Source organism: Vibrio sp. ABH4_348 (assembly GCF_056159765.1).
Window position 1 is genome coordinate 404438 of sequence record NZ_JBSWVW010000002.1, and the last position, 24891, is coordinate 429328.

A 24891-nucleotide genomic window follows, 5' to 3' on the forward strand; every position below is an offset into this window, starting at 1 on the left:
TTAATCGTAAAAACGATGACTCAGAGGTTGCCCACTATCTCTTTCAGAGCAGCAACATGGGCTCGGTAAGCCTTACGTCCAGTTGATGTAAGCCCAACCCATGTGCGTGATCTTCCCAAAGATGTTCTTTTTACCGATTGCACGTAGCCCGCCTCCTCAAGCTGGCGAATTTGCTTGGATACCACAGAGTCACTAACACCCAATTGTGCTTTCACGACTGAAAATTCTATTTCTTCTGCCGGTTCCAACATGGCGCATAGCTGCAGCCGATTTGGGGCGTGAATCAAATTGTCGAATTGGCTAGTGGTCATTTTTATGTTCCTCTAAACGCTCACCATTCACATAGTTAGATAGCGCGTAAAAGGTAATTGCAAACATAAGAATACCAATTCCCCACGACACAAAAGTAAAACCTTGGGTGACAACCTGTTTTGATACTAGGATTGCAGCAGCCACCACCAATGCAGCTAACACGTTATTGAGTTTTCTTTTTGTGCTAACCATAGATCTAGACAGCTTGTAGCCTTTCTGACGGATCCAGAAAAAATAAAAGCTCGCTCCCAAAATCAATAAGCCTGCGCTAAGGACTGATAATAAAGTCCACATTGAAGACTTATCGACAAGTGTCGAAGAGTAGGCAGCAAATCCTGCACATATCGACATCATCCAAGCCAACCAACTCGGTGTTTTCAAATTACGCATAGTGGTGTTGCGGTTGTTACTGATATTGGAAAGCGCTTGTTGCGCCTCACTTTTGTTAAGGTTGTGATTATTCATACCTTCCTCACTTGCCATACTGGAAAGTTATAAAGTAACCTTTATTTTCCAATATGGCAAGCATTTATTTTCCACAGTGGAAAGTAATAATGTGAACATACTTAGTACGCGACTATTCGATGTATCCTGCCACCACTTTATCGACCTTCCCGGATTGTTGAAGTGAGCGAATGGCTGTGTTGAAGGATTCAATGAAGGCGTTTTTGTAGGGGTATTCTGAAAGGTTTTGATTGGTGAAGCCTACGTAACCTTGTTCGCGGCTTACCTCAAGCACAACAGAAAACTGAGCCTTATCTAGCTTTTCTTCGCGCTTCATACGCGCGTATTCCCATTGCACGGAAATTTTATCATTGAGATAACAATCGATACGATTGGCTTGCAGTTTGGCGAGGTTATTGCGGTTGCCACTTGCCAGTTCAACTTTTATATCGCCTCGGTCGACGGCTTTCCAAAACTCTCGTCCACCAATACTGAATCCATCATTAAGCCCAAACTTCAAGTCATAAAAGTCTCTAGGCCACTCGGTGAAGCTTTCAGAGGAAAATACATCGTTATGACAAAAAACGACGACTTCTTCATTCAAAATAGGCACCGAATAGGGCGCTATGTACGGCCGACCTTGCTCATAGAAATAAGGGGGAAGTAACCCGAATGCTCGTCCGGTTTCTAACAACCTTAGCCCACGCTTCCAAGGAACAGGCTCCAATACAATCTGGTATTCAGGCATAAGTTCATCGGCAAGCGCTATAATATCTGGGTAAATTCCAACCGCCTTACCTTCTTTGGAGAAGCTATATGGAGGATAAGCATCATCGGTAAGAATCATCACTTCAGTAGTATTGGTATAGGCATACTTCGAGTACGATACCAACCATCCCAGTAAAACAAAAAGCGTGAACCACCTGAACTTTTTGGCTAAATATTCGCGTCTCATTCCCAACCAACCCAAACCTAAGGCTTACTTTAGTTTAGACCGAGAAGCTAACTTGAGTTGGTGCAGAAGCAAATGAGTTTGTCCGACGAACGGGTTTTCAAAAGGAATAGAAAAGCTTGTGGCCAATCGACCACAAGCTGGAGGGTTTACTTTGCTTTCTGAACGAGACTGAACCAGTTTCCGGAGTTATCTTTTGCCATTGCCTCTATTCCGTATAGCTCTTCTGTGGGAGGCTGAATAAATTCGACTCCTTTGGCCAAAAGATCATTATAGGTTTGGTGGCAATCGTCAGTTTCAAACACACCCGCACCAAATGCCCCCTCTTCAATAAGGCCACGAATTTTCATGGCAGCATCTTGGGTAAACATAGGGCCTTCTTTTGGCTCGGCCAATACCAATTGTATCTGCGACTGGGATTTAGGGTTTACCGTAAGCCAACGAAACCCGCCTTCAACTGTCATGTCTTCGCCAACTTCAAATCCAAGCTTATTGGTGTAAAAATCTAAGGCTTCATCTTGATCTAAAACGTAAACCGTAGCGTGTGCAATGGATGTAATCATATGTCATTTCCTTTGAGTAGTTGTCGACAGTTAGTGTACAAGCAGACGATGGATTTGATTTCTCCAATCTTGCTCAATAGCTTGGCCGCGTTAACTTTATTGGTTTCGTTACAAAGAAACGTGCGTAACAAGCCGGAATCGCTTGCAATGGGTACCGAAAAGGCTCAGTTGATAAATTCCATAACACTCGTCGATAAGCCGTCGGTGGCATACCAACGTGCTTAGTAAACAAAGATGAAAAACTGCCAAGACTTGCATAACCGACCCGTTCACACACTTCAGACACACTATAGTTTTCAGTGATCAGCATTTGCTTGGCTTTTTCAATTCTCAGCCTGATCAAAAACTCATTCGGCGTTTCACCATAGTTCGCCTTGAACTCGCGTAGAAAGTGAAAAGAAGACATAAACGAGGTGCCCGCTGCATCCATAAGACTTAAAGACTCAAAACAATGGTCAGCAATGTATTCTCTCGCGGTACATAGCCGCCTAGTTTTACTGATAGTCATAAACGAGTTCCTTTCGTCTACACAACGAGCATTTTTGAATGGAGTACAGTTATGGCACTGCAATAACTGACACTATAAGCAAGAAATAGAAAGTTGAGCAAAAAGTAATAGGGCTAACACAGGAAAAGTGTGTTGGCCCTCTAAATTAAATGGTGTAAATCTAACCAAACGGACCAAGTGCTATCAGCAATACAGGCCAAACTAACAAGTCAGACAGGATGAAATTCCACTCTTAAATACGATCTGCCTTTTGAATAATAGCGCCTTTGTAGCGTTGAAAACGTCGTCGCAGCTTAGACATCGTTGATTTCTTAAATTGCAACGTCAGCAATGCGATAACGCCAATCACTACCAGATAAAACAACAAGGTTGTAATGAATGACAAAAACAAGAATGCTGCCAGCACCATGATAAGCACGCCAAACAAACCCATGCGTTGACGGGTAGATTTAATTATTGTCAGTAACAACACAAAAAGTGTTCGCTTTAGTGACTTAAAGAAGAAGCGGCGCATAAAAACCGTTGACAGTAAAATGTGTAGAGATGCATATAACCAGAGCAATTCAGGTAAATCAAGTTTATGGTTTACATGGCACAATGAAATCTATGTGGTAGTGCTCATCATGTCTGACCCAAGAGCGTCGCTTTGAAAATTTAATATGCTTTTTGAGGTATGGCCCATAAGCTGTGTTAAATAATGGTGGTTGTAATTTGGGGTCAAAAATTACTCGCCAGATGTTATGGCCTTGCTTTACCGAAGCTTTGTGCAACTCGACAATATGTGCCGCCATTCCATCGTAGTCGATCTTTAATCCATCAAACTCATCTTTTTGGTCAAACTCGATGTTATAACCGAACTTATTAAAGGGGTGGGTGGGCAAATGAACAGACTCCCCTCGTGAATTCACCATAGGAGTCATGAAATCTACTGACAGTCCATTGCGATGGGTTTTATGTGGACTGAACTTGCCACCGTCCTCAAACCCTGTTTCTGCATATTTGAAGACCTTTTTAGGATGAGTAATCAAGAGCTGATCGTAGGCTTCCAGCACAATATCTCTAACAGAAGAATGCACATAAGTCCTTCCAGCCCAACGTGCTAAAGTGCTGTATCCGACAAAATTGTCACCCGCCGCTGGTAATTGAACACCACTTTCTAAACGTCCATTGGAAGTCGTACCATAACAAGTGCTGGCTGAAACAAGCTTAGGGAGCATTGTGAAAAATAGCGTTAACAAGAACAGTTTCATCGTTTGTTATCTCTCATCATATAAAGCTCACAGTCTCCATCATGCGCACCGCAGTGAGAAACAGGCCACCAAGAGTTAAAACACTAGGAATCAAAAATGCCCCAAAAGTTAGCCATGAATTACGGTATTTTTTATGAGCTAATATCGCAAAGATGCCTCCAACACTGCCAGAAAATGTCCAGGGAAATACATATATTAAGATGAGGGTACTAATCATCCCCTCAAAACTTCCCGAATAAATCAGCATCAGAAAAAATAGGTGAATACAGATCGAATAAATTAGTTTAATCATTGCAATCTCGTCTTATATAACAAATGAAGACAAGTTTACGTAGATAGATCCAATCTTGTGGGGCAAAAACTTGGTGGTTACTCTAATTGTTGGAACCTTTAGCTGATATTTATGTGCTTTATTGAAATCTGACTAAAAGATTGGGTGAAATGCTATTAACATTGACTTCTGGTTGAGCTTTAATGCCAAACATTACGCGTCAACAGAATCTGCGTGCTAGCCATCTATCACTGTTTTAGCTCGGCCATAAATTCGTCTGGCGAAGCAATACCTGCGAATAAGTGAGAAATGTCAGGATCGGAAATGGATTCTAACGCGTAGACGGGTTTATCAAGTCCAAGTGCATAACCAATATCTAGTGCAACACTTTTGCCCACATAACCATCAAAATTTAAAATATAGATAATGTCCGCTTGCCGAATCCGTTGTAAGCACCCATCAATCCCATTGGCTTGAAGTGGTTCGGAAATCGTCGTTTCAATACCAACATTGAGCAATGATTTACGTATCTTTTGCATCTTATCCAGATGCTTAAAGCTGCCTGCAACGTAGACGATTTTACTCATTACAACTCCGTGCTTTTATCTGTATGTTTTTGTGATAGTGCTGATAAGGTGTAAAGATGTAGACCCAGCAATTATAAACGGCTTAAGTACAGCCTTCATTATGCTCTAACCACTCGGTTCTGAGCACGCCATATTTAACCGAATCAAAATACTCACCTTGGTAATAACGCACCTTTCGCAGTCTCGCCTCTTGTTGAAAACCCAATTTCAACGCCAATGCCATCATGCGCGGATTGCCAGACCAGGTGGTTAACCCTACCCTCTCAATTACTTTGCTTTTGAACAAGAAAGATAACCATAGAGGCAAGGCCGCTGCCGCAATCCCTTTACCCCAATACTGAGCGTTGTAAATAATTACACCGGCTTCTAGCCAACGAGTTTCTTCGCATTCCCAATAGCAGTTCACCGTCCCCACAGGAACGTCATCAGCAGTAATAATTTGAAGATCTGAACCTTCTAGTAACCTTGGGAACAAAGATTGCTTAAACTGCTCTAATGATGGGTGAGAATATGGGAAGTAGGGACCGTTAAATTTAGTCCACTCATCATTTGAAATAATCAATGAGTGAATCAATTCCAGCTCATCTAACCTTGCAGGTCTAATATCTACTTTCATAGCTTGTGAAAATACTCAGGTACCTTGGAAAAAATCTTCGCATCTGAATCGATAACCATTTGAATCATCGATGTACATTAGGAAGAGATAAAAATGGAACCACTTAGCTCACTTTAGGTTCTCAGCAATACGCCACAGAACACCGGACGGGTCTGTCATACAAAATTCAAGCATGCCCCATGGCTGCTCTACCAAGTCAGTAACATTTGAGCCGTATGCATCTTCTAGATTGAGTTTGCTTATATGCCCGTACCAATCCCGCGCATCTTCGACTAACAAATGCATCATGAAATTTTCGCTGTGAATAGGCTCGTAAAAATCTTGGAGCAAAAATGAACAAGAGCCAGACTTAAAATACGCGACACCATCAAATTCAGAGGCAAGCTCAAAGCCAATCAACTGATAGAAGCGCTTTGAAACATCGAAGTCTTTAGCAGGAACAAAAGATTTTATTTCTACTGTATTCAGGTTTGCCATTTATTTTTTAATCCTTTACGAATAATTGCACACCAACGCTAACGTAAAACACGTTCAAAGTGAAATAGGAAGTAGTACTGTCATTGGTAATAACTTCACGACGCAGTAACTTATTTGCGGAGAATGACATTTATATTAACTGCGCGATGTACAACCCAAATACATCAGAACTTCATTGTATTACACGCTACTAACCCTTTACTTGTTAAAGCTGTAGTAATGGTTCTTCCCTTCATCGGTATACTCGTCAACCAGGCTCAAGCCATGTTCGCTGAGAATCTCTACGTATTTCTCCCGTCCTAAAGACAGAGACTTCTTTCCTGTTAGTAAATCATCCCAACTAACAGTTTGATATGGAGCGCTGAATAAAAGGCTTCCCCCTTCTTCTAACGCTCTTGCCATTTTTTGTAGAACTAAGACCTGAGCAGGCTCAGGCAACAAAAAAATTAGGCCAACAGACAAAATTGCATCAAATTTTCTGCCAAAGAATGGGGACATTTCGGCGGATTCACACCTTGCGTGTGCTGCCGGGAACCTTTTTATATACTCTTGTATCAATGTTTCTGATGCGTCGATTGCAAATACACTGACACCCTTATCTAAAATGCTTTGCGTATATGGTTCGCCAAAACCGCAACCAACATCTAACAGAGCTTGATCTGAATTGAGTGAGTTACTCCAACCACCAATAGTAGACGTTCCAATAGAAGAACGTGCAGAAATGAATTCTTGTGCAACCTCTTCCCAACCATTCGATAAGTCATCAAGATTGTTCTCTGGTTTCACGGATTGCTCCTTGCGTACTAATACATGTCAGATCTAACGACTAAGATTCGAGAACTTGCTATCAACCACATAGAATTTAGACTGGTCGCCAAAATCACAAAGCGCCATATGTTAAACGTCTATTGTGGCTATCGATTAACTCACGAGACGTTTGTTTCGTCCAAAAAATTTGTAAAAGACAGCGACGCAAACGGCAGAAATTAGCCCAGTAAAGTAAATCATCGTTAACATGCTTTTTGCCAACGTGAATACACTACTCATCATTACCAGATTTTTTGAAACAGCCGGATATTCAGTCAACATATACCAAACTCCAACGTTCTCTGCATAGTCAAATAGACAAACTAACACTGGAACGACCGATAGATACAGCCAAAAACGGCTAGTGAGATTCCCTATACGGCTCAACCAAAGGAGCATGGCCGAGTAACAAAGTGCAAATAGAAACGGATAAAATAGATCTAATACCAATTGAAGCGACACATAAACGCTGCGCCCCTCTTCACCCAATGCAGAGAGTAGTGTCAATGCATCTTGATAACTATAACCAAATGGTGACATATCAAATAATGGCAACCCATCTGTGTACTGCATCAATTTGGGGATACTGTAAATCAGCATCGTCGCATATATCGCATTGGCCGCAACAAACAGAACTAATACCAACTTCCCGGAAACATAAGAACGAATGTTTCGAAACATATTACTTACCTTATTAAGTTCAATAATTAAAAAGCTAATGACTATTATGTCTGGTATTAAAGACGACCAACTAACGCCCCATGCATCATTTTGATGACTAATTCTTACCAGAAAATAGAGTACACAAAATAAAAAAGACTGTTTACATACTGCCTACGCATAGCAGAAATACTACGCGTGCTGAATCACTGTTAACTTGTTTTTTGGTACACAATATCCAAGCTGTACTCCTCTGTATTTTCACTATTAGAAACTGTTTGTTTAAAACCGAGTTTCTTTAGTACCGAAGAGCTCCTACTATTCCAGGAATGAACACCTGCCCAAATACTACCTTGATAACCCGAACTACGTACATGTGATACCAAAGCTTCGCACATTTGCGTCGCTAAACCCTGACCCCAGAATTCCGGATTAACCCAATAAGCTAAAGCCAAACGATTCTCTTGAGGAAGTAATGTGACCTGACCAATAACATGGGAGTTGTGCAACCGACGACAACTCCAAACATAACATTTGCCCATATTCCATTCTGACACACAATTTGAACACCAACTCTCAGCTTGAGTTAGAGTTTTAATATTTGCTAGTGGAAGGGACGCAGGAAATAAATTAGAGCTCACTGCGCTTAATAGATACACTGCATCAGCGATTTCTATTGGAGTAAATACAAAACTTGAACATTCAAATTTTCTTTCTAAATTCAAAGCCTTCTCCTTATGTGCTAACACCTAACCAAGGTTAGTCACCATAAACACTGCGCTCAAATTTAGCGCTAAAGATGCCAAGTGTTAGGAGTCATTTTTAACGTTTGTTAGCCGCTCATTCCCAAAAGGTTACTGCTTACTCAACAGGAACTTACGTAAATCTCTCTCTGCACGCATAACAAACAGAATAAACACTTTGTCACCGTCTTGTTTATAGAAAACACGACATGGATTAACGACAACTTCACGATAACTTAGATGTTCTAGTTCGGGTGGAATACGACCTGACTCTGGGAAAGTTTGTAGGCGTTCGACTTTGGAGAAGATCGTTTGCACTAACTGCTTTGCAGCTACGATATTTTCTAGTGCGATATATTCAGCAATGTCGTTGAGGTCAGATAACGCTGGTTCAGTCCAGATTACTTCAGCCATTTTGACATTTTGTCTTTAGCTTCGTCATGGCTTACCACTTTACCGTCAGCTAGTGCACGCTCTCCTCGTGCAATACCCTCAAGAATAGCTAAACGATTTTGCATAAACTCGTAGTCATCAACATCAACGAGATAAGCGGATGGCTTACCATGCTCAGTAATTAACACTGGCTCTTTGGTGTCGTGGAGATCAGCGAGGATCTTAGTTGCTTGACGTTTGAGTGATGTAACTAGTTCTACCTTCATGATAGCTGCTCCAAAGGAATACTAAAGTGATACTATTCTATCACTTTGGGTATAGCAAGCTCCAAGACGGCTAACACTTACATTTGGTGCGCCCCGATATAGCCGCAGCACACACTGAATTTTTAAACCAAAACCGTCAGACTGTTTTGCGTCGCCAACATGTTTTAGTTATACCTCACTTTCGTACCATTCAATGATGAGATCCCACAACTCTTTAACTGTATTCCGTTCTTCTTGGGTCACTTCACCATCTTGAGGATTCCAAAGAAACGCCTTGTTTTTTGAGTTATCAAAGCACACTAAGTTGCCGCAGCCATCGTCTCCATAGATAACTATTGATATCAACGAGGCAGGAAACCAGCTTTCAGATTTCAATACTCTATTCACATGTATGATGTCACCGTTGTCACCTGATTTGTACCTATACAATAAGTTACAACCTGTAGGTCCAAGCAAACCATTAGATTGACGATACTGAGTCTTCACATCCTCAGGAACAAGAGTGTTCAGCTCTCGTTCTAATTCGACTATCTCAACGTTTAATAACATCGTAATTCTCTAATGAGGTATAACGCCGAAAATAAACGGCAAAAATTAGTTGGCTATAATCTTTGAAGCACGAACAAAGCCAACTGATTTTTGTCCGCCCTTTTTAATTTGCTTTGTTATGAATCTATGCCAAAACTTTTAAATCCAGTTTAAGTCCTCGTCGCGTTCTATCGGCAACATAAAATGCACTGTTAAGTGCTGCAATGACCTCTACTTCTCTGGGATCAATTTCACGAACAGCAAAATGTCCAAAAGTTAATTCAAACAACTTTTGCCTGTCGCTAGACTCACCGTTGAAATAAGAAATTAGCCAATTCAATTGGTTTTCAATTGACTCATATATTAAGGGAAGCATTGTTTTGCGATTGTTCTTACACACTTCTAAAGCGAACTGGCAAATTTCCACTTTTATTTCTTCTTGACTCATTTCTCTAGAGACTCATAACACTTGCATTTGGTGCGCCACGACTTAGCCACAGTACACACTGAACTTTTAAACCAAAACCACCAGACTGTTTTGCGTCGCCAATATGTGCTTGTTATATGGCTTGGATTCATATACTAAGTGCAACACTAAAATTTAAAACAGTGAGCTGTCATAATTCTTGTGTTTTCCTCCCGCCAAGAAGAAAAAATACATGAAATACAAACAGCTCACTGAGAATGAAAGGTATATGCTTTCTATGCTCAGAAAGCAAGGTTATAACCAAGCTCAAATTGCTCATGCCCTCGGAAGACATCGGAGCACGATCTCCCGAGAAATCATTCGTAACTCATGCAAAATTGATAAAGCCTATCGGCCTAGCAAAGCCCAGAGTCGGTCCATTCGGCGAAGAAGTTGTTCAAGGCGAAACAAACGCATCACACCAGAGCAATTCAATCAAGTTAAGCAGTTGCTGGTTAAAGACTGGAGCCCTGAGCAGATTGTCGGCCATCTCAAAACCACCGGTAAATTAACGATAAGTCACGAATCTATTTACCAGTATGTCTGGAGAGATAAAGCTAATGGAGGCCAGTTATGGCAACACCTCAGGCAATCGAATAAGAAACGTCGGAAGCGTTACGGGGCCTACGACAGCCGTGGTCGTGTTGCTTCAAAACGCCACATATCCGAACGGCCGGCTTCCGTTGAAATCCGAAAAACACGTGGTCACTGGGAAATCGATACGGTCATGGGTGCTGGCTCTAAACATTGTATTGTCACTCTGGTTGAGCGGAAAACTGGTTATACCCTGATAGGCCAACTGAATAATAGAACCACCGAATCTCTCAACCGGAGAACCATTAAAATTATGAGCAAATTTGATGGACTATTTACTTCTATTACAGCTGATAACGGTACTGAGTTTAATCAATACAAAGAAATTGAAGAAGCGACCGAAACACGCTTCTACTTTGCCACTCCTCACCACTCATGGGAGCGAGGGACGAATGAAAATACCAATGGATTAATACGTCAGTATCTCCCTAAAGGCACATCAATGGCGTCGTTAACACAGGCTAAATGCAATGCCATTGCTAAGCGATTGAACACACGTCCTAGGAAACGGCTAGGCTTTAAAACACCAGAGGAATGCTTTGTTGGTTACTACAGATAAATGTTGCACTTCAAACTTGATATCAGGCCTTGGCTCACAACTCAAAGCGGCTTGTCCGCCCCACCAAGATGCCCAAAACATGCGATTAACTCAATGATTAGTGATGATTTTTGCTGAACCGCTCGAAACCAATACTACACGAAAGGTAGATTGGCAACGAGCCAAAGAAGGCGAAGAACTTTCAACAATTACAAAGCCCAAAAACACTAACTAGAAAATGGGGTATAACACTTGCCATAAACGGCACAATTAGCTGGCTAAATTTGCGAGGAACGAGCACAAGCCAGCTGTTTTGTGTCCGCTTTTCATGGCTTTGTTATGCGCAATGCTAGATTGGCAGCAACTCATTCAATTTGTCACGTAGGTCGTTAGTTACTATAAGTGATTCTTCACGCGCAACTTCTTCTGGTTTACCGCTACGTATTATAGCTTTAAGTTGTTCCTCATAAGGTTGTAATGATAATGGAGGTGGATTGTTTTCCATGGCCGCGGAAGACGCATAAATTAGAGCGTGCAAATCTATTACCTTGCAATCTCCATCAAACAACCGATCCAGTGCATCAAACAAGTTTTCTAGGATTTGCTTTTCTATCGAGGTCATTTTCGTACTCTTAACGCGTATAACACTTACATTTGGTGCGCCACGACCAAGCCGCAGCACACACTAAACTTCAAACCAAAATCGACAGACTGTTTTGCGTCACCAACATGGTTTTGTTAGCTAATCCCTTTCGCGAGGAGCTTTTTGTTTACATCAACTACTACGAAGAAAAGATAAATGCCTACTCCACCATTAATCGCAGATAGAGCAGATGGAATAAAGAAGTCCGATAGTTGCTCTGCATTGAACGCAGGAATAAGAACAAACTTAGCATTACACACGTACCACAATATTATTGGCGATATCGACAAAGCCAGACCTATAAAGCGATGTAAAATTGTGAGCCCTTTGACCTTTACAAACTCTCTTACAAATCGAATTACCGTCACAATCGCAGCACTCCCGAGTAAAAATGTACCAAGGACACCAGACGCAAAACCAGCTATCAAAAGAGTTTCATTGATGTATATTTTTTGAAGTGCGGCGATACCCGCCATTAATGACAAAATAGAGACTATTTTGTACGCTTTAATTTGTCTTATGACCATCAAAGTCTCCTTGGCTGCTAACACTTACATTTGGTGCGCCACGACTAAGCCGCAGCACACGCCGAATTTCAAACCAAAACCGCCGAACTGTTTTGCGTCGCCAACATGTTTTTGTTAGACCCCGGCTCACAATCCAAAGCGGCTTGTCCGCCCCACCAAGATGCCCAAAACATGCTATTAACTCAATAATTAGTGATGATTTTTGCTGATGCGCTCGAAACCTAAAACTACGCGAAAGGTAGATTGGCAACGAGCCCAAAGGAGGCGAGGAACTTTCGATGAATACGAAACCAAAAAGCGCTAACTAAAAAATGGGGTATAACGCCCTGTTAAGGTGTGAGCAACGCAATACCGATGTTCCCGCATACCATCTTAACCATCAAACCTAACGCATAGTAAAAATGCCACGCGTTGCGAATCACTCTTAAACAGATTGTTAAGTTTACTTTTTCGGTCTTGCTTCTTGCTCATTAGGGTTATAGAAAAAGTTGATATTATTTACGTTAAAATCCAGATCCTTAGGTAAAGCTACACCTAGATAAATTTGTTGTAATACTGCGCCAAATACCATGATTGCTTGGTAAGTTGTATGTTGAAAGACACCATCTGGACTATGGCTGGACTCATTACCTAACCATTTAATCGCCTCAAGTGCTCTAATACATTTACACTCGACTTTTCCAAGCTTTTTACATTTATCTAAGCGCTCTTGTAATGGAATAGGTTTTGGATATCCTTTGCTGCTAAGAACGTCCACACCATTTTTGGTTCTATGCTGTTCGATACCTAGCTGAGTCAACAATTCTTCGACAGCGACTCTTAACTTATTGCCACATGATGCTTGCTCTACCCAGAAAAGTGAAAACACCATTTCCAACAACATTCTAATCTTGTACGGGTACTTTGAGTCCAATGGAAAGAAATTGGGAGCTGGATTTATAAAGGTTGGTGTAAATAACATTTCATATCCACATTCCTCATCGAAGTAGACCTCACCTGACATCACCAGAACTCCAGCGTCTGCACACTCCTGATTTTTACACTGTAAGTCTGACCGTAAAATTGCCCTTGTATCTCCACCAGTTCTAACATCTGAAATTTGACGTATATTGGGTTCACCTAGCGGACTCATGTCACCCTGGTTACATGTTGGACACACAAATGCGGGAATTTGCTCTTGTGAATATAAAATACCCTGTTCCAATTCTTTGTCTCCATAAACTTAACACTTACATTTGGTGCGCCACGACCAAGCCACAGCACACACTGGAATTTTAAACCAAAACCGCGGGACTGTTTTGCGTCGCCAACATGTTTTTGTTAGACCTCGGCTCACAATTCAAAGCGGCTTGTCCGCCCCACCAAGATGCCCAAAACACAGGATTAACTCAATGATTAGCGGTGATTTTTGCTGGACTGCTCGAAACCTAAAACTACGCGAATAGTGGATTGGCAACGAGCTAAAAAAGGCGACGAACTTGCAACAAATACAAACACAAAAAGCACTAACTAAAAAATGGGGTATAACGCCTTACTAATGGGCGTAAAATGCTTGGCTAAAATTAGCGACGAAGGAGCGCAAGCCAAGCGTTTTACGTCCTTTTGAGTAATTTGTTAGGTATACGTTTCCCAACAGTTACTACTAGCTATTCTTTGAGTGTGGTTAGGATTATTTTTAATGAAATCAATTGTTTCAACTTTGCTTTCAGGGAGAACAGGATCTGAATGATAGCCACTGCCACAATACCTAAAGCCAGCTTCCCAAAGCAACATCGCCGATTGCCACTTATTTTTACTCGATTGTTTTGGTGCACGAAAATTACGACCTAAAAAAGCCATCTTGCGACCACAATTAGGGCAATTATGCTCAAGTTCTGATTCAGTTTGCCAAGCAGTACCCGTATTTGACTCTTCAGTCGCACGCCTTTTGAATGCCACTCGACAATCAAAACATGCAAATTTATGCAGAAATTCCATGTATACCTAACACTTACATTTGGTGCGCCACGACTTAGCTGCAGCACACACTGAACTTTTACACCAAAACCGCCAGACTGTTTTGCGTCGCCAACATGTGCTTGTTAGACTTCTGCTCGCAACCTAAAGCGGCTTGTCCGCCCCACCAAGATGTACAAATCATGTGATTAACTCAATGATTAGTGATGATATTTGCTGAACCGCTCGAAACCTAAAACTACGCGAAAAGAGGATTGGCAACGAGCTAAAAAGGGCGAGGAACTTTTAACAAATACAAACACAAAAAGCACTAACTAAAAAATGGGGTATAACACTTACATTTGGTGCGCCACGATTAAGCCGCAGCACACACTGAATTTTTAAACCAAAACCGCCAGACTGTTTTGCGTCGCCAACATGTTTTTGTTAAGCACCAGACTGATTTAACAATTGGTCTCTAACTTCCATTAGCGCAAAGCCTAAAAGATTAAGGCCTTTCCACGTATTGGGATTTTCCGATGCTGGATTGTCTTCAGCCAATCCAATACCCCATATTTTGTCTACTGGACTTGCTTCGACTAATACCCGTTTTCCTGTATTTACAAGAAATTCCTTTAACTCTGGATTTTGGGAGAACTTTGCAAAGTTGGCTTTTACAACAATTTCAAATCTTTTTTGATCCCATAAATCTTGCTTAAAACCAATAACTTCTCGACCGATTGCCTTGGCTTCTCCAGGGTTGTTTGCAGAAAGAATTTTCTCGCACGCATTATTATCACCAAACAACTTTGCCTTGTGATACATCATATAATGTTCGGCAGTGATAAATTCGTTGCCGTCTTCTTCGAATTTTGAGTCATACCATTGGCTAAAGCAGTTTTTCGTTACTCGACCAACTTCCTTTTGATTCCCCCAGAAAAAGACATATTTTACCTTATTTCCATGGTTTACAAATTCGACAAGCTCTTCTCTTGTTCTTATTTTCAATTTCTTCTAATTCCTGATGTGGAAGTGTGCTTAACGCCCTGTTAAGGGGTGAGCGACGCAATACCGAAGTCGCCGCATGCCACCCTAAACACTAAAACCAACGCATAGTGAAAATGCCACGCGTTGCGAATCCCTCTTGAACAGTTTGTTAAGTTTATTGGTCGCGCAGGTGGTTAACTTGTGCCAATAAGTCATCAAGTTTAACTGTCGATGCATTTGATTGAGCCTTGGCCCACTCGCCTCTATCAGCCCATGCAAGAGCTTTGACTTGAGAGCTTTTAAACAGCTGCCTGTCAATTTTACGAATTGCCTCTGACGCAGCTAGCCAAAGGTCTGAAAGTTCCAACTCTTTCTGCCTAGACGATAAACTCTCGTCATCTTTCAAGTCTCTTAAGTATGCCTTGGTAGCAACAATTGCGGTCATTACAGCCGTAAAAGCTACTTCTTTTTGCTTCTCTTGCTCATCCGATAGAGTTTGTTTACGTTGACTCCTATCTTTTAAGTTTTGGATTGCTTCTTGTAAAGCAATCAGAGCGATTTCAAACATGATCCTTCCTTATAAACTTAACAATTATTCAAAGACAAAATGTCCATATAATCCGTCCACAGGCATCATTTTTGGCTTGTGGATATTTCCCTCAGACTAGCATATAAGGCCATGTAATACATAAAGTTATCATTCATTCACGTAAGAGCGCAGTCGCAAAAACGTTACACATTTAAAAACAAAGTGGACATTGGTTGATTTTTAATCAACTGTATATAAAAACAGTGCTTGAGAAGCTATGAAAAGTCTATTTTTGTTAAGTGTTAAAGAACACATGATGCTTAAGCATTACGCCAAGCGCACCATCAAAACCTATTTGCATTGGATTGCTCAATTCATCCGGTTTCATCAAATGAAACACCCCAAAGACCTCGGTAAATCTGATGTCGAAGCCTTCTTAAATTCATTAGTTCTACAAAAAAACGTCGCTGCCGGTACTCAGGCTGTCGCACTTAATGCTTTGCGCTATCTGTACGTGGAGTATCTAAAACAATCAGATTTTGAGCTTGAATACCGCTATGCCAAACGACATAGAAAACTACCGGTTGTGCTCTCACCAGAAGAAATTAGCAGCTTGCTAAAGCACATTAATCCCAGCTTTGCCCTACCCGTAAAGCTGATGTACGGCTCAGGTTTACGCGTTATGGAATGTGTTCGATTGCGTGTACAAGATATTGATTACGATTACCTAGCGGTTCGAGTTTGGCAAGGTAAAGGGAACAAGAACAGAGTGGTTACATTGGCACCCGAACTTGTCCAAGAGTTAAAACTTCAAACCCAAACTACCCAAGAACAATATCAGGTTGATATTCGCCACCCCAACTACGCTGGAGTTTGGCTAAAACCTGCTTGGCGGAGGAAGTTCCCAAAAGCTGCTCTGGAGTTCGGCTGGCACTACTTGTTTCCTGCTAGAAGTTTGGGGATTGACCCAGAGTCAAATCAATTGAGGAGACATCATATCAATGAAAAAAGTTTACAGAGGGAAGTGAAACGCGCAGCCAAGCTTGCCAACATTGGTAAGCCTGTTACCTGTCATACATTAAGACATAGCTTTGCGACTCATTTACTAGAAGCAGGAGCAGATATTCGAACCGTGCAAGAGCAGCTTGGCCATCAAGACGTAAAAACGACACAAATTTATACTCATGTTCTTGAACGAGGTGCCAGTGGGGTGACTAGTCCACTATCGCGAATCGTATAAAAATCGATGTCTATGTTAATCAGTAGTAGCGGTTTTCGGGCAGTTTCATCGGTTTGACCACACTATCTAGCCCTTCAATTTTAAGCGCCAGACATAACTTGAGCAGGTCACCCAGTTCACCTTTGGGAAAGCCCTTTTTGTCAAACCATAAAAGGTATTCTTCGGGCAAATCAATAAGCACTCTCCCTGCGTATTTTCCAAACGGCATTTTCATACGAGCAAGTTTAAGGACGTTTTCTTTTTTTAGCACGGCACTTCCAGACGGTAGATTTATGAGAGTAGTTTACAGGAAATAAAAAGCCCCAGCCAAGGCCGGGGCTTCATTCAGTATCTAAGCTTAGTATTGTACAACCAGTTCAGGTTTGTTAGTACTCGCTTCGCTACTAGTAATTGAAATCCAAGCGTTGTTTGTCTCTGATTTCAAACCAATCGACATCAACTTGTCACCAGAAAGCTCAGCATTTACAAAGCTAGTCACATCAAACTCTACCCACTGGCCAGATTGATTTACCGTCGCGGTGCCCATTCGCCAGCCCATATTGGTACCCGGGAACCACCACTTCATATCACCTTCGTGCCACGCGTCGCCGGCTTTATGGAAAGCAAGTTGAGCAGAAGGTGCATCTTTGAAGATAGAGACATGTAAACGAACAGTAGCCTTGCGAACTTGAGTTGCATTAAGTTGGTCAAGATCCCAACGAAGATAGGAATGACGAGTCCAAGTTTCATTAGCTGTTTGCTTAACCGCTAGGCTACCCCAGTTTCCATAAATCGATGACTTATAGCTACCACCACGAATAAAGGAGTCATCCGTCGGGTTGATAACTGTTTTGGCGGTTGGGGCGGTAAAGTTACATTGTGAATACACACCGTTAAACTCAACTGTTACACCTTTGCCCTGTTCAGCCCCACTTGGCATAGAAATACTTTGCTTTTGCCCGTACCCATTGCCATCGCCCAAACAAACTTCCAGTGTGCCACCAGCTAAACTCGGTGTAGATACACTTAGCACATCCACGGCTTGCGATTGGTCGAGTAGAACCACTGAAGGCTTAGAAGCCGAAAGCTGCTTGCCGTTAGATAAAGTCACAGAACCCGCTTGATGGAATACCACGCCAACCTTGTTCTCTAGCCTGTGATGCACCGCCTGAACGGTCGCAGTATTCGCTAGCACCTTCAGTGGTAGATTGGCTGAGTAGTTGGAGGTCTCCTGAGCTGTTTTACCCGGATACATAACGTATTGGTAGCTCGCGTTTTGCGGCTTTAAGCCGTGGTCAATTCGCAAGTTAAATACGTCTTTGCTAACCGGTGTTTTGTACTCAGATTTGGTGTTGTTGATCTTAAACCAATTGCCCGTTTGGCTTTGGTTGCTCAGCACACCCTGCCAATCTTGCGGGAAAACATAACCGACGTTGTCATGATGAACCCAGCCCGCACCACCTGCCTGAGTTTTGGCAATACTGCGGCTTCCCAATGGTAAAATTCCCGAGCCTTGAACTTCAACAGAGCCGTCGAGTAGTGCTTGGTTCACCGTTGTTGTAACAGGTTGATTACTGCTGGATGAGATATCAGCACCGAGTGCGACGACTTCGTTATCAAAATGGAACCACGCTTTTTTGGCACGTGTTCCACGAGCACGGAAATCCATTGCAGTGACACCAGATTGGCCGTCAGACACACCGCCAACAAAAGGTTGGTTGTGTTCACGCACACCCCATGGAGCACTCATACCTTGCCATTCTGGTGCGGTTACACCCGGAATAAAACGCCAATCCCAAACTGGATAAATGTTGCGGTATTCATCACCATCAAGCATCAGTGTGGTACTGCCGTGTGTGAGCCAGTAACCCAATAGGTTTTCTTTTTTGCTGGTTTCTTGCGTTGTAACACGGTTCGAAGCCATTTTTACTGTGAATAAAAAGTCAGGGCGTTGGCTAGCCGAGTAGTCACTACGCCAGAAGTGCTTAAAGCCATTAATTCCAGCTTTGCCCCCGGTTAAATGGGCGCGGAATAAAGCAATCTCACTCGCTCGAGCCGGAACGAGTTCTCTTAACTGATCAAGCTGCTCCAGTTTGGCTGTATTATCGATAACATCATCTTGAACACGGGCGATACCGCGGCCCATAGTATGGTGGTCCATAACACCACCACGGGTCATCCATTGGTCGCCGTCCAACACGTGCTCAGCTATCGCGTTTAGTTGAGTTTGATTAAACGCATACGACATGTTGCGTGTTAGATACGCCAGCTTAAGCACGGTACTTAACTGCACTTGGCCATAGGTTCCACTGTAAAGCTGCGGTCCGTGAATCAGATAAGAATGGTCTTTTTGCAGACCGTCACCATCTGTGGTGAGCGCCGTTTGCTTGACGGCATCAATCGCAAACTTCAGTTTGGTCTCATCGCCGGAAATCAGCGCTCCCGTTGCAATACTTAGTGCCTTGTCTGTTAAGTTGGCGCCAGTGTCCTTTTTAGGGTCGAACTCTTGTGGCATCAAGCTGCCAATGTAGTTGAGTTGAGAGGTTGATAAATGTTGGCGCATTGCCAAACCAACTGGGCCAAAGTGCAACTGAGGGCCAATATCACGCCACCACCAGTTGGTACTGGTAGGTTTTCTGTCTATCCAGTATTGCACCGCGTTTTGCACAGAGGTTTTTAATAACTGGTAATCGGCACTGGTTTGGGTTTGCGCATTGGCATCGGCGAAGGCCATCGCCATCCAGCGCATACGAACTAAATGATCGGCAGGAGACCATCCAAACGCTTGGGTATCTGCGTAATTGATGTCTGCCCAGCTGCCATTTGCTTGAATATCTTGCGCAAATGGCAGTGCTTTTTGCAGCAAGGTTAGGTTATCAGCCTGAGCGGAACGGCGGAACTTATCTAAGTTGTCTTGAGATAGCTGAAGCGCTAGCTGGTCGACTTCTGACAATGACGCAGAAGAAGTATTGTAACTGCTCACATTAGCAGCAACATCGGCTGCAATAACAGTTGGTGAGTGAGCAGCAAAAGTGCCCACGAATAAAGCACTTGCCACTGCAAACGCACTTCGTTTTAGAGGTAAAGAGTTCATATTTCGGCCTGTATTTTTATTGGATTGCCTATCCTCTAGCCCTGTAGGGTCGGGCACTGCAGAGGAATACTCTGAAATGGCATATGAGATCTCTATTTTTAGAATGCCATTTCATTTAATTGAGAATATCAATCCAATTTGATGCAATAAAGACCAGTTACTGAGTTTCTACTCACTAAATGTCTAAAAAGTGAGATAGATCTGATAGTCAAAATCTCTGTTTTTCATACTCCAGTTACAATGTGAGTTTGTTCAAAACCCGAACAATTGATCAAAAATTGTTCTTGCATTGTGATCATTCTGTTTGGGTTTCTTTAGATTTGCTCACTGAGTTATCTGATGTGAATACTCTACTACCACATCGTTACCTTCGATGTAGGCTCTTTCTATCGTGCCATCAATAGTCAGCCTTGTGGTGAGCTTTACGCATTCACCTAGCCATTGGTTGTGAGGTTTTAAACTGGGAATGATTTGAGTTGGGTCTAACCCGAGCTGGTTACAAAATGTTTGTACAAACTGGCTATCTAATGGCTGTTTGCCACGCACGCGTTGCGAAAACTCGACCTGTGTTAATCCTAATTTTTTGGCGAATTCCATTTGGGTAATGCGAAGTTTGGCTTTTTGCGACATCCATGTTTGATAAAGCGCATCTTGATCTTGTTGAGTAAAGTCCATGGTTCGGTTTCCTAGAGCCAGAAAAGTCGGCTGACTTATTGTTTTAAACGATGTGATGAGAATTGAATGGAATCAGTGTGCAAAGAAGCCCAAAGAACTTTGTCATCAATTTGTAAACCCAGAGTCAAGGCTGATTGAGATTTCTCAGAAACAAAAAAGACGAAAACAAAAAAGGACGCCCAAGGCGTCCTTCAACAACAATTAGTAAGCTAGGCGTAGTCTTCAGTTGCGACTACTGACGGCGGGCTTTCACCGCATTGGCAAGTTGCTCTAATACTTTTTCAGTATCAGCCCAACCGATACACGCATCAGTAATTGACTGACCGTAGCTTGGTGTTTTGCCGGCAACCAAATCTTGGCGACCTTCAACCAAATGAGATTCGATCATTACACCAAATACCGCATCTTCACCGTGGGCGATTTGGCTAGCAACGTCTTCTGCCACTACCATTTGGCGTTTAAACTGTTTGCTGCTGTTTGCGTGGCTAAAGTCAATCATCACTTTCTTAGGCAAACCTGAGTTTTCTAGCTCATCTTTGATCGCCGAAACATGCTCTTTGCTGTAGTTTGGCTCTTTGCCGCCACGTAGAATGATGTGGCAATCTGGGTTACCTGCTGTTTCTACAATTGCAGAGTGACCATATTTAGTCACTGACAAGAAATGGTGAGAAGAGCTGGCCGAGCGTATCGCATCAGACGCTATTTTGATGTTGCCGTCAGTACCATTTTTGAAACCAACAGGGCAAGACAAACCCGAAGCTAACTCACGGTGTACCTGAGATTCGGTAGTACGCGCGCCAATTGCGCCCCAGCTAATTAAATCAGCGACGTATTGAGGCGTGATCATGTCTAGGAATTCACTCGCCGTGGGCATGCCCATATCCGTTAAGTCGAGCAGCAGCTTACGGCCCATTCTTAGGCCATCGTTAATTTTGAAGCTGTCGTCTAGGTAAGGGTCGTTGATTAGCCCTTTCCAACCAACAGTGGTACGCGGCTTCTCAAAGTAAACGCGCATCACAACTTCCAATTCGCCTTTGTGTTGCTCACGTAAAACTTTCAGTTTTTCACCATACTCAAGCGCCGCTCTCGGATCGTGAATAGAGCATGGACCAATGATAACGAGTAGTCGATCGTCCTTATTATTCAATATATTAGAAATGGCTTCACGAGATTCAAACGTAGTACTTGACGCTCTTTCTGTGGCAGGAAACTTCTCTAAAACAGCTACTGGCGGCAATAACTCTTTGACTTGGTTAATTCTTACATCATCGGTTTGAAACATCGCTTATAACTTCCTAATTTATCGCATCTTTCCCTGATGCACTTATCATCAGCCTTCAGGCTTTCATGGGCATTGAGCTAAATAGTGTTGCTCGCTATGCTGGTTAAGTTATCGCCTCACAAAGATGGTTGCAAGCATTATTATTTTAATTTGGCAAATATTTTCATATTTTTAATTCACACCTATGTGTAATTATTTTTTTACACTCATTTTTATCCAGATAAAACAGTACTATAGATATGTACAACCTACAGTTAAGAACACACTTTTGTACACTTGATACAAACAAGCGCATATTAGTACTAAGTCTTTAAAAAACACACTATTGACTATTTTTCACTCATTCACTTGAATCGTACAAGTCATGGAACAACTCGATAGGGAGTTGGCGTGTATATTCAATACCCCGCTCGGCCCATACCCTAGATTGGGTAGTATCAACACAACACTAGGGTTTGGTTATGACTAACATAACGCGTTCGGTTACTGCCTTTTTGATGGCAAGCGGCTTTGCCTTTTCGGCAAGTGCAAGTGTCTTAATTCAATCTGACACTCTATTAACGGGAAACAACTCATCGGGCAAACAATATCGGGTGTTAGAGAATGACCGAATTCTCTATCAAGCAGATGTTCGCTGGTCGACCAACGCGATTGAGCTTATTGTCTATGAGGGGCATGCCTCCCAGAAGGGAAGTCTGCTCATCAACGACGAACAAGTCATCGCCTACGACACGGCTGGGAAAGAGCTTTGGGTTAACAAACGAGGCGAACTGCCGCTATGCCTGCCTGAACTTTTTCCCGAATTTGCCAAAGCGCATATGTCTGCATTACAGAGTGGGAAATCCATAAAGTGCCTTGGCCCAGTTCTAAAAGCAAAGAAACTGGCTCCATTTAAGTTTTCAATAAAACAGCAAACTGAGACCGCCATAACGGTAGAAGTCGGCCCGGGCTCCATTGGTATGGCATTTTTTATGGATGCACTTGAGTTTACAATCGATGCTAACGCAGAAAAAATGACTGCCTTTAGCGGCATCTTACCCGCTCCGCAAGATCCGAATGGCAAAATGCGGTATTTGGAAGTGAGCAACGCCAAAGCCAATGACTACCCAATTGCCAGTATCAACGCTTCCATGTTTGAGTGAAGTTTAAATCAAGTTTGAATTCTGCGAAGAAGCCTTAGGTCTGTCCCGAGCTCAGCAAGAGCAGACCTAACATCAATTTATCTAGGTATTTAATACGCTACCGTGAAACGTTGTCTGTGGTGCTTAGGGGTTTCTGCTTCATCAATGAGTGCGACCGCTAGATCTTCAATTGAGATTTTTGAGATACCAAATTTATCAACCACAAGATCATCGGTGCCTACTCTATATTGGCCTGTTCGTTCACCCGCTACTAAGCTAGCTGCCGGGCTAAGATACACCCAATCTATCTGCTTCTCTTCAGCGATGGTCTTCTGCTGGGCAGCACTCGCAACCGCGACATGTCGAGCCGACACAGGTAAATACTGTGCATCCTCCATAACCGTTCGACCGCCTCCGTTTGGTACTTTAAGAGTTGCGGCTCCCCCTACAACTAACAAACGCACCTGACTTTCGCGAATACCTGCCAATAGAGATTCGGTTAGACCCTTCACGGCTTTCGCGCCATTTTCTGAAGGTGGGCGAGTCGCGTTTATCACGACATCTTGTCCTTCAGAAAGTGATTTGACTTGTTGTGAGTCAGTCGCATCAGCAACAACGACATTTGCCTGTTTCGGTAATTGATGTTTCTGCTCGGGACGACGAATAACCGCATTCACTTCATGGCCTCGATTGATTGCTTCTGACACAACTCTACGCCCTACGTTGCCTGCAGCTCCAAATACAGTGATGTTCATGTCTATTTCTCCTTGAGTACTAAGTTCAAATCGGACTCTCTTTGAGTCGATATCTGTATGGCAGTTACTCTATAAGGTTTCTTTTTGATTGATAATAATGCTAATCGTGGAATAATTGTTGAGAAAAACTCAACACAGAGATAAACATGAAAGGAATTGGCGCAATACCTATCTTTGTCGCGGTCGTCGAGAGCGGTGGATTTTCATTGGCGGCTCGTAATTTAGGCGTATCTAAATCGGCAATCAGTAAGAGAATCAATCAGCTAGAGGACGACCTTGGCGTTCGCCTTCTGCACAGAACAACTCGAAAACTCAGCCTCACAGAAGCTGGGGAACGATATTTTGACCACGCCAAAATCGCCTTAAAAGCCGCTTGCGAAGCAGAAGATGCCGTAACTGAGCTACAAGGTGAACCCAGCGGAAAACTCAAGGTGTGTAGTCCTATGTCTTTTGGCAGACTTCATGTGGCACCACTGATTCCCAAGCTTTTAAAACGCTTTCCCAAACTCGATGTTGAATTGTTAATGGACGACAGGCAGGTTGATTTAGTTTCAGAGGGCATTGATATCGCGATAAGAAGCAGCGCAGCCGCTCTACCCGACTCGAGTCTTATAGCGCGTAAGCTTGCCCCATTGCGCCAAGCCATCTACGCAACACCAGACTATTTAGCCAATACCTCCTACCCACAAGCACCCAGTGATCTTATCCAGCACAATTGTGTGCTGTTTAGCTACTCTCAAGATGGCAATATCTGGACATTCGAGCATCAAAAAGAAAAGTGCACAGTTGAGGTCGCGGGAAACTATCGGGTTAACAATAGCGAAGCGATTCTTTCCGCAGTATTAGAAGGTGTTGGCGTTGGTCGATTACCAACTTTTATTGCAGGTGAATATGAAAAAAGCGGGCAACTCATTCGGTTGCTTCCTCAATACCAAATACCAGATCACGTTTTTTTCGCTGTTTTCCCTGAGAGGCAATATTTGCCTGCCAAAGTGCGTGCGTTTTTAGAATTCGCCGTCGAGTTTTATGGTGAAGATAATCCCTATTGGGATAGATGATTTCAGATTCAGTTTCTTGTTCACTTGGCGCTCTAGTCCACTTTGGGTAGATAAGGCACTGGGTTAAAAAACCAAAGCGCAATTCCAGATA

At 42.6% G+C, this 24891-nt stretch carries 32 protein-coding genes; 4 read left to right on the top strand and 28 right to left on the bottom strand.

The window, feature by feature from the left end; genetic code table 11:
• Positions 1 to 20 precede the first annotated feature (20 nt).
• The 17 genes from ACXAFJ_RS15550 to ACXAFJ_RS15630 form a co-directional block, all read right to left on the bottom strand.
• Complete coding sequence (locus ACXAFJ_RS15550) at positions 21 to 311, bottom strand: transcriptional regulator (protein WP_475324682.1); 291 nt, start codon at positions 309 to 311, stop codon at positions 21 to 23.
• On the bottom strand, positions 301 to 777 hold the full coding sequence (locus tag ACXAFJ_RS15555; protein ID WP_475324683.1) for a hypothetical protein: 477 nt from the start codon (positions 775 to 777) through the stop codon (positions 301 to 303). The genes ACXAFJ_RS15550 and ACXAFJ_RS15555 overlap by 11 nt, the downstream gene beginning before the upstream one ends.
• Positions 778 to 889: 112 nt before the next feature.
• Positions 890 to 1603 carry a substrate-binding periplasmic protein gene (locus ACXAFJ_RS15560; RefSeq protein WP_475325766.1) on the bottom strand — a complete coding sequence of 238 codons (714 nt, stop codon included), beginning with the start codon at positions 1601 to 1603 and terminating at the stop codon, positions 890 to 892.
• A gap of 254 nt (positions 1604 to 1857) precedes the next feature.
• Entirely contained in the window at positions 1858 to 2271 is a 414-nt protein-coding gene (locus ACXAFJ_RS15565) for a VOC family protein (protein WP_475324685.1), read from the bottom strand.
• Positions 2272 to 2344: 73 nt separating this feature from the next.
• On the bottom strand, positions 2345 to 2779 hold the full coding sequence (locus ACXAFJ_RS15570) for a helix-turn-helix domain-containing protein (protein WP_475324686.1): 435 nt from the start codon (positions 2777 to 2779) through the stop codon (positions 2345 to 2347).
• A gap of 232 nt (positions 2780 to 3011) precedes the next feature.
• Positions 3012 to 3251 carry a hypothetical protein gene (locus ACXAFJ_RS15575; protein WP_475324688.1) on the bottom strand — a complete coding sequence of 80 codons (240 nt, stop codon included), beginning with the start codon at positions 3249 to 3251 and terminating at the stop codon, positions 3012 to 3014.
• A gap of 106 nt (positions 3252 to 3357) precedes the next feature.
• Entirely contained in the window at positions 3358 to 4029 is a 672-nt protein-coding gene (locus ACXAFJ_RS15580; RefSeq protein ID WP_475324689.1) for a penicillin-insensitive murein endopeptidase, read from the bottom strand.
• A 519-nt stretch (positions 4030 to 4548) separates the two neighbouring features.
• Positions 4549 to 4887, bottom strand: a complete 339-nt coding sequence (locus ACXAFJ_RS15585; protein ID WP_475324690.1) for a nucleotide pyrophosphohydrolase — start codon at positions 4885 to 4887, stop codon at positions 4549 to 4551.
• A gap of 82 nt (positions 4888 to 4969) precedes the next feature.
• Positions 4970 to 5503 carry a GNAT family N-acetyltransferase gene (locus ACXAFJ_RS15590; RefSeq protein ID WP_475324692.1) on the bottom strand — a complete coding sequence of 178 codons (534 nt, stop codon included), beginning with the start codon at positions 5501 to 5503 and terminating at the stop codon, positions 4970 to 4972.
• Between the two features lie 108 nt (positions 5504 to 5611).
• Positions 5612 to 5980 (bottom strand): VOC family protein, encoded by a 369-nt coding sequence (locus ACXAFJ_RS15595; protein WP_475324693.1) that lies wholly within the window; start codon positions 5978 to 5980, stop codon positions 5612 to 5614.
• 198 nt (positions 5981 to 6178) lie between these two features.
• Positions 6179 to 6766: a class I SAM-dependent methyltransferase gene (locus tag ACXAFJ_RS15600; protein ID WP_475324694.1), complete on the bottom strand. Its 588-nt coding sequence runs from the start codon at positions 6764 to 6766 to the stop codon at positions 6179 to 6181.
• Positions 6767 to 6901: 135 nt separating this feature from the next.
• Positions 6902 to 7468, bottom strand: coding sequence for a hypothetical protein (locus ACXAFJ_RS15605; protein WP_475324696.1), 567 nt, complete (start codon positions 7466 to 7468; stop codon positions 6902 to 6904).
• Between the two features lie 191 nt (positions 7469 to 7659).
• Positions 7660 to 8172 carry a GNAT family N-acetyltransferase gene (locus ACXAFJ_RS15610; RefSeq protein ID WP_475324697.1) on the bottom strand — a complete coding sequence of 171 codons (513 nt, stop codon included), beginning with the start codon at positions 8170 to 8172 and terminating at the stop codon, positions 7660 to 7662.
• A gap of 129 nt (positions 8173 to 8301) precedes the next feature.
• Positions 8302 to 8604 (bottom strand): type II toxin-antitoxin system RelE/ParE family toxin, encoded by a 303-nt coding sequence (locus ACXAFJ_RS15615; protein WP_025796191.1) that lies wholly within the window; start codon positions 8602 to 8604, stop codon positions 8302 to 8304.
• On the bottom strand, positions 8592 to 8849 hold the full coding sequence (locus tag ACXAFJ_RS15620) for a type II toxin-antitoxin system Phd/YefM family antitoxin (protein ID WP_005448240.1): 258 nt from the start codon (positions 8847 to 8849) through the stop codon (positions 8592 to 8594). Before ACXAFJ_RS15620 ends, ACXAFJ_RS15615 begins: the two co-directional genes overlap by 13 nt.
• A gap of 168 nt (positions 8850 to 9017) precedes the next feature.
• A complete protein-coding gene (locus ACXAFJ_RS15625) occupies positions 9018 to 9398 on the bottom strand; it encodes an SMI1/KNR4 family protein (RefSeq protein WP_475324699.1) in 381 nt (126 codons plus the stop codon).
• A 124-nt stretch (positions 9399 to 9522) separates the two neighbouring features.
• Positions 9523 to 9825, bottom strand: coding sequence for an immunity protein Tsi6 family protein (locus ACXAFJ_RS15630; RefSeq protein WP_475324700.1), 303 nt, complete (start codon positions 9823 to 9825; stop codon positions 9523 to 9525).
• Between the two features lie 211 nt (positions 9826 to 10036).
• Between ACXAFJ_RS15630 and ACXAFJ_RS15635 the strand changes: the two genes are divergently transcribed.
• On the top strand, positions 10037 to 10996 hold the full coding sequence (locus tag ACXAFJ_RS15635; RefSeq protein ID WP_475324701.1) for an IS30 family transposase: 960 nt from the start codon (positions 10037 to 10039) through the stop codon (positions 10994 to 10996).
• A 328-nt stretch (positions 10997 to 11324) separates the two neighbouring features.
• On the opposite strand, the gene ACXAFJ_RS15640 is transcribed toward ACXAFJ_RS15635, so the two are convergent.
• From ACXAFJ_RS15640 to ACXAFJ_RS15665, 6 genes are all read right to left on the bottom strand, one after another.
• Positions 11325 to 11597 carry a hypothetical protein gene (locus tag ACXAFJ_RS15640; RefSeq protein ID WP_475324703.1) on the bottom strand — a complete coding sequence of 91 codons (273 nt, stop codon included), beginning with the start codon at positions 11595 to 11597 and terminating at the stop codon, positions 11325 to 11327.
• Positions 11598 to 11713: 116 nt separating this feature from the next.
• Positions 11714 to 12145: a hypothetical protein gene (locus ACXAFJ_RS15645; protein WP_475324704.1), complete on the bottom strand. Its 432-nt coding sequence runs from the start codon at positions 12143 to 12145 to the stop codon at positions 11714 to 11716.
• Positions 12146 to 12587: 442 nt separating this feature from the next.
• Entirely contained in the window at positions 12588 to 13349 is a 762-nt protein-coding gene (locus ACXAFJ_RS15650; protein ID WP_140299845.1) for a DUF4145 domain-containing protein, read from the bottom strand.
• 410 nt (positions 13350 to 13759) lie between these two features.
• Positions 13760 to 14122, bottom strand: a complete 363-nt coding sequence (locus tag ACXAFJ_RS15655; protein WP_475324706.1) for a hypothetical protein — start codon at positions 14120 to 14122, stop codon at positions 13760 to 13762.
• Between the two features lie 405 nt (positions 14123 to 14527).
• Positions 14528 to 15088, bottom strand: coding sequence for an NADAR family protein (locus tag ACXAFJ_RS15660; RefSeq protein ID WP_475324707.1), 561 nt, complete (start codon positions 15086 to 15088; stop codon positions 14528 to 14530).
• 154 nt (positions 15089 to 15242) lie between these two features.
• Positions 15243 to 15635 (bottom strand): hypothetical protein, encoded by a 393-nt coding sequence (locus ACXAFJ_RS15665; protein ID WP_475324708.1) that lies wholly within the window; start codon positions 15633 to 15635, stop codon positions 15243 to 15245.
• 238 nt (positions 15636 to 15873) lie between these two features.
• Here ACXAFJ_RS15665 and ACXAFJ_RS15670 point away from each other — a divergent pair, with 238 nt between their 5' ends.
• The gene (locus tag ACXAFJ_RS15670; protein ID WP_475324710.1) at positions 15874 to 16836 is read left to right on the top strand and encodes an integron integrase; all 963 of its coding nucleotides are present in this window, start codon (positions 15874 to 15876) and stop codon (positions 16834 to 16836) included.
• A gap of 19 nt (positions 16837 to 16855) precedes the next feature.
• On the opposite strand, the gene ACXAFJ_RS15675 is transcribed toward ACXAFJ_RS15670, so the two are convergent.
• From ACXAFJ_RS15675 to aroG, 4 genes are all read right to left on the bottom strand, one after another.
• Complete coding sequence (locus ACXAFJ_RS15675; protein ID WP_475324711.1) at positions 16856 to 17086, bottom strand: DUF3820 family protein; 231 nt, start codon at positions 17084 to 17086, stop codon at positions 16856 to 16858.
• A gap of 87 nt (positions 17087 to 17173) precedes the next feature.
• Positions 17174 to 19909, bottom strand: a complete 2736-nt coding sequence (locus tag ACXAFJ_RS15680; protein ID WP_475324712.1) for a polysaccharide lyase family 8 super-sandwich domain-containing protein — start codon at positions 19907 to 19909, stop codon at positions 17174 to 17176.
• A gap of 324 nt (positions 19910 to 20233) precedes the next feature.
• Complete coding sequence (locus ACXAFJ_RS15685; RefSeq protein ID WP_475324713.1) at positions 20234 to 20584, bottom strand: helix-turn-helix domain-containing protein; 351 nt, start codon at positions 20582 to 20584, stop codon at positions 20234 to 20236.
• A gap of 232 nt (positions 20585 to 20816) precedes the next feature.
• Positions 20817 to 21866, bottom strand: a complete 1050-nt coding sequence (gene aroG / locus ACXAFJ_RS15690) for a 3-deoxy-7-phosphoheptulonate synthase AroG (RefSeq protein WP_475324715.1) — start codon at positions 21864 to 21866, stop codon at positions 20817 to 20819.
• A 461-nt stretch (positions 21867 to 22327) separates the two neighbouring features.
• On the opposite strand from aroG, the gene ACXAFJ_RS15695 reads away from it, so the two are divergent.
• Complete coding sequence (locus ACXAFJ_RS15695) at positions 22328 to 23008, top strand: hypothetical protein (RefSeq protein WP_475324717.1); 681 nt, start codon at positions 22328 to 22330, stop codon at positions 23006 to 23008.
• An 89-nt stretch (positions 23009 to 23097) separates the two neighbouring features.
• Here ACXAFJ_RS15695 and ACXAFJ_RS15700 read toward each other — a convergent pair whose 3' ends face one another.
• Positions 23098 to 23742 (bottom strand): NAD(P)-dependent oxidoreductase, encoded by a 645-nt coding sequence (locus ACXAFJ_RS15700; protein WP_475324718.1) that lies wholly within the window; start codon positions 23740 to 23742, stop codon positions 23098 to 23100.
• Between the two features lie 146 nt (positions 23743 to 23888).
• Here ACXAFJ_RS15700 and ACXAFJ_RS15705 point away from each other — a divergent pair, with 146 nt between their 5' ends.
• Positions 23889 to 24800: a LysR family transcriptional regulator gene (locus ACXAFJ_RS15705; protein WP_475324720.1), complete on the top strand. Its 912-nt coding sequence runs from the start codon at positions 23889 to 23891 to the stop codon at positions 24798 to 24800.
• Positions 24801 to 24891 lie beyond the last annotated feature (91 nt).

What these genes read in the sequence shown, in the direction of transcription:
- ACXAFJ_RS15645 (WP_475324704.1), bottom strand. Translation starts at nt 12,145, where the DNA reads ATGGTCATAAGACAAATTAAAGCGTACAAAATAGTCTCTATTTTGTCA.
- ACXAFJ_RS15640 (WP_475324703.1), bottom strand. Translation starts at nt 11,597, where the DNA reads ATGACCTCGATAGAAAAGCAAATCCTAGAAAACTTGTTTGATGCACTG.
- ACXAFJ_RS15655 (WP_475324706.1), bottom strand. Translation starts at nt 14,122, where the DNA reads ATGGAATTTCTGCATAAATTTGCATGTTTTGATTGTCGAGTGGCATTC.
- ACXAFJ_RS15695 (WP_475324717.1), top strand. Translation starts at nt 22,328, where the DNA reads ATGACTAACATAACGCGTTCGGTTACTGCCTTTTTGATGGCAAGCGGC.
- ACXAFJ_RS15630 (WP_475324700.1), bottom strand. Translation starts at nt 9,825, where the DNA reads ATGAGTCAAGAAGAAATAAAAGTGGAAATTTGCCAGTTCGCTTTAGAA.
- ACXAFJ_RS15585 (WP_475324690.1), bottom strand. Translation starts at nt 4,887, where the DNA reads ATGAGTAAAATCGTCTACGTTGCAGGCAGCTTTAAGCATCTGGATAAG.
- ACXAFJ_RS15615 (WP_025796191.1), bottom strand. Translation starts at nt 8,604, where the DNA reads ATGGCTGAAGTAATCTGGACTGAACCAGCGTTATCTGACCTCAACGAC.
- ACXAFJ_RS15705 (WP_475324720.1), top strand. Translation starts at nt 23,889, where the DNA reads ATGAAAGGAATTGGCGCAATACCTATCTTTGTCGCGGTCGTCGAGAGC.
- ACXAFJ_RS15590 (WP_475324692.1), bottom strand. Translation starts at nt 5,503, where the DNA reads ATGAAAGTAGATATTAGACCTGCAAGGTTAGATGAGCTGGAATTGATT.
- ACXAFJ_RS15620 (WP_005448240.1), bottom strand. Translation starts at nt 8,849, where the DNA reads ATGAAGGTAGAACTAGTTACATCACTCAAACGTCAAGCAACTAAGATC.
- ACXAFJ_RS15625 (WP_475324699.1), bottom strand. Translation starts at nt 9,398, where the DNA reads ATGTTATTAAACGTTGAGATAGTCGAATTAGAACGAGAGCTGAACACT.
- ACXAFJ_RS15700 (WP_475324718.1), bottom strand. Translation starts at nt 23,742, where the DNA reads ATGAACATCACTGTATTTGGAGCTGCAGGCAACGTAGGGCGTAGAGTT.
- ACXAFJ_RS15565 (WP_475324685.1), bottom strand. Translation starts at nt 2,271, where the DNA reads ATGATTACATCCATTGCACACGCTACGGTTTACGTTTTAGATCAAGAT.
- ACXAFJ_RS15560 (WP_475325766.1), bottom strand. Translation starts at nt 1,603, where the DNA reads ATGATTCTTACCGATGATGCTTATCCTCCATATAGCTTCTCCAAAGAA.
- ACXAFJ_RS15680 (WP_475324712.1), bottom strand. Translation starts at nt 19,909, where the DNA reads ATGAACTCTTTACCTCTAAAACGAAGTGCGTTTGCAGTGGCAAGTGCT.
- ACXAFJ_RS15635 (WP_475324701.1), top strand. Translation starts at nt 10,037, where the DNA reads ATGAAATACAAACAGCTCACTGAGAATGAAAGGTATATGCTTTCTATG.
- ACXAFJ_RS15670 (WP_475324710.1), top strand. Translation starts at nt 15,874, where the DNA reads ATGAAAAGTCTATTTTTGTTAAGTGTTAAAGAACACATGATGCTTAAG.
- ACXAFJ_RS15550 (WP_475324682.1), bottom strand. Translation starts at nt 311, where the DNA reads ATGACCACTAGCCAATTCGACAATTTGATTCACGCCCCAAATCGGCTG.
- ACXAFJ_RS15570 (WP_475324686.1), bottom strand. Translation starts at nt 2,779, where the DNA reads ATGACTATCAGTAAAACTAGGCGGCTATGTACCGCGAGAGAATACATT.
- ACXAFJ_RS15580 (WP_475324689.1), bottom strand. Translation starts at nt 4,029, where the DNA reads ATGAAACTGTTCTTGTTAACGCTATTTTTCACAATGCTCCCTAAGCTT.
- aroG (WP_475324715.1), bottom strand. Translation starts at nt 21,866, where the DNA reads ATGTTTCAAACCGATGATGTAAGAATTAACCAAGTCAAAGAGTTATTG.
- ACXAFJ_RS15665 (WP_475324708.1), bottom strand. Translation starts at nt 15,635, where the DNA reads ATGTTTGAAATCGCTCTGATTGCTTTACAAGAAGCAATCCAAAACTTA.
- ACXAFJ_RS15595 (WP_475324693.1), bottom strand. Translation starts at nt 5,980, where the DNA reads ATGGCAAACCTGAATACAGTAGAAATAAAATCTTTTGTTCCTGCTAAA.
- ACXAFJ_RS15605 (WP_475324696.1), bottom strand. Translation starts at nt 7,468, where the DNA reads ATGTTTCGAAACATTCGTTCTTATGTTTCCGGGAAGTTGGTATTAGTT.
- ACXAFJ_RS15685 (WP_475324713.1), bottom strand. Translation starts at nt 20,584, where the DNA reads ATGGACTTTACTCAACAAGATCAAGATGCGCTTTATCAAACATGGATG.
- ACXAFJ_RS15555 (WP_475324683.1), bottom strand. Translation starts at nt 777, where the DNA reads ATGAATAATCACAACCTTAACAAAAGTGAGGCGCAACAAGCGCTTTCC.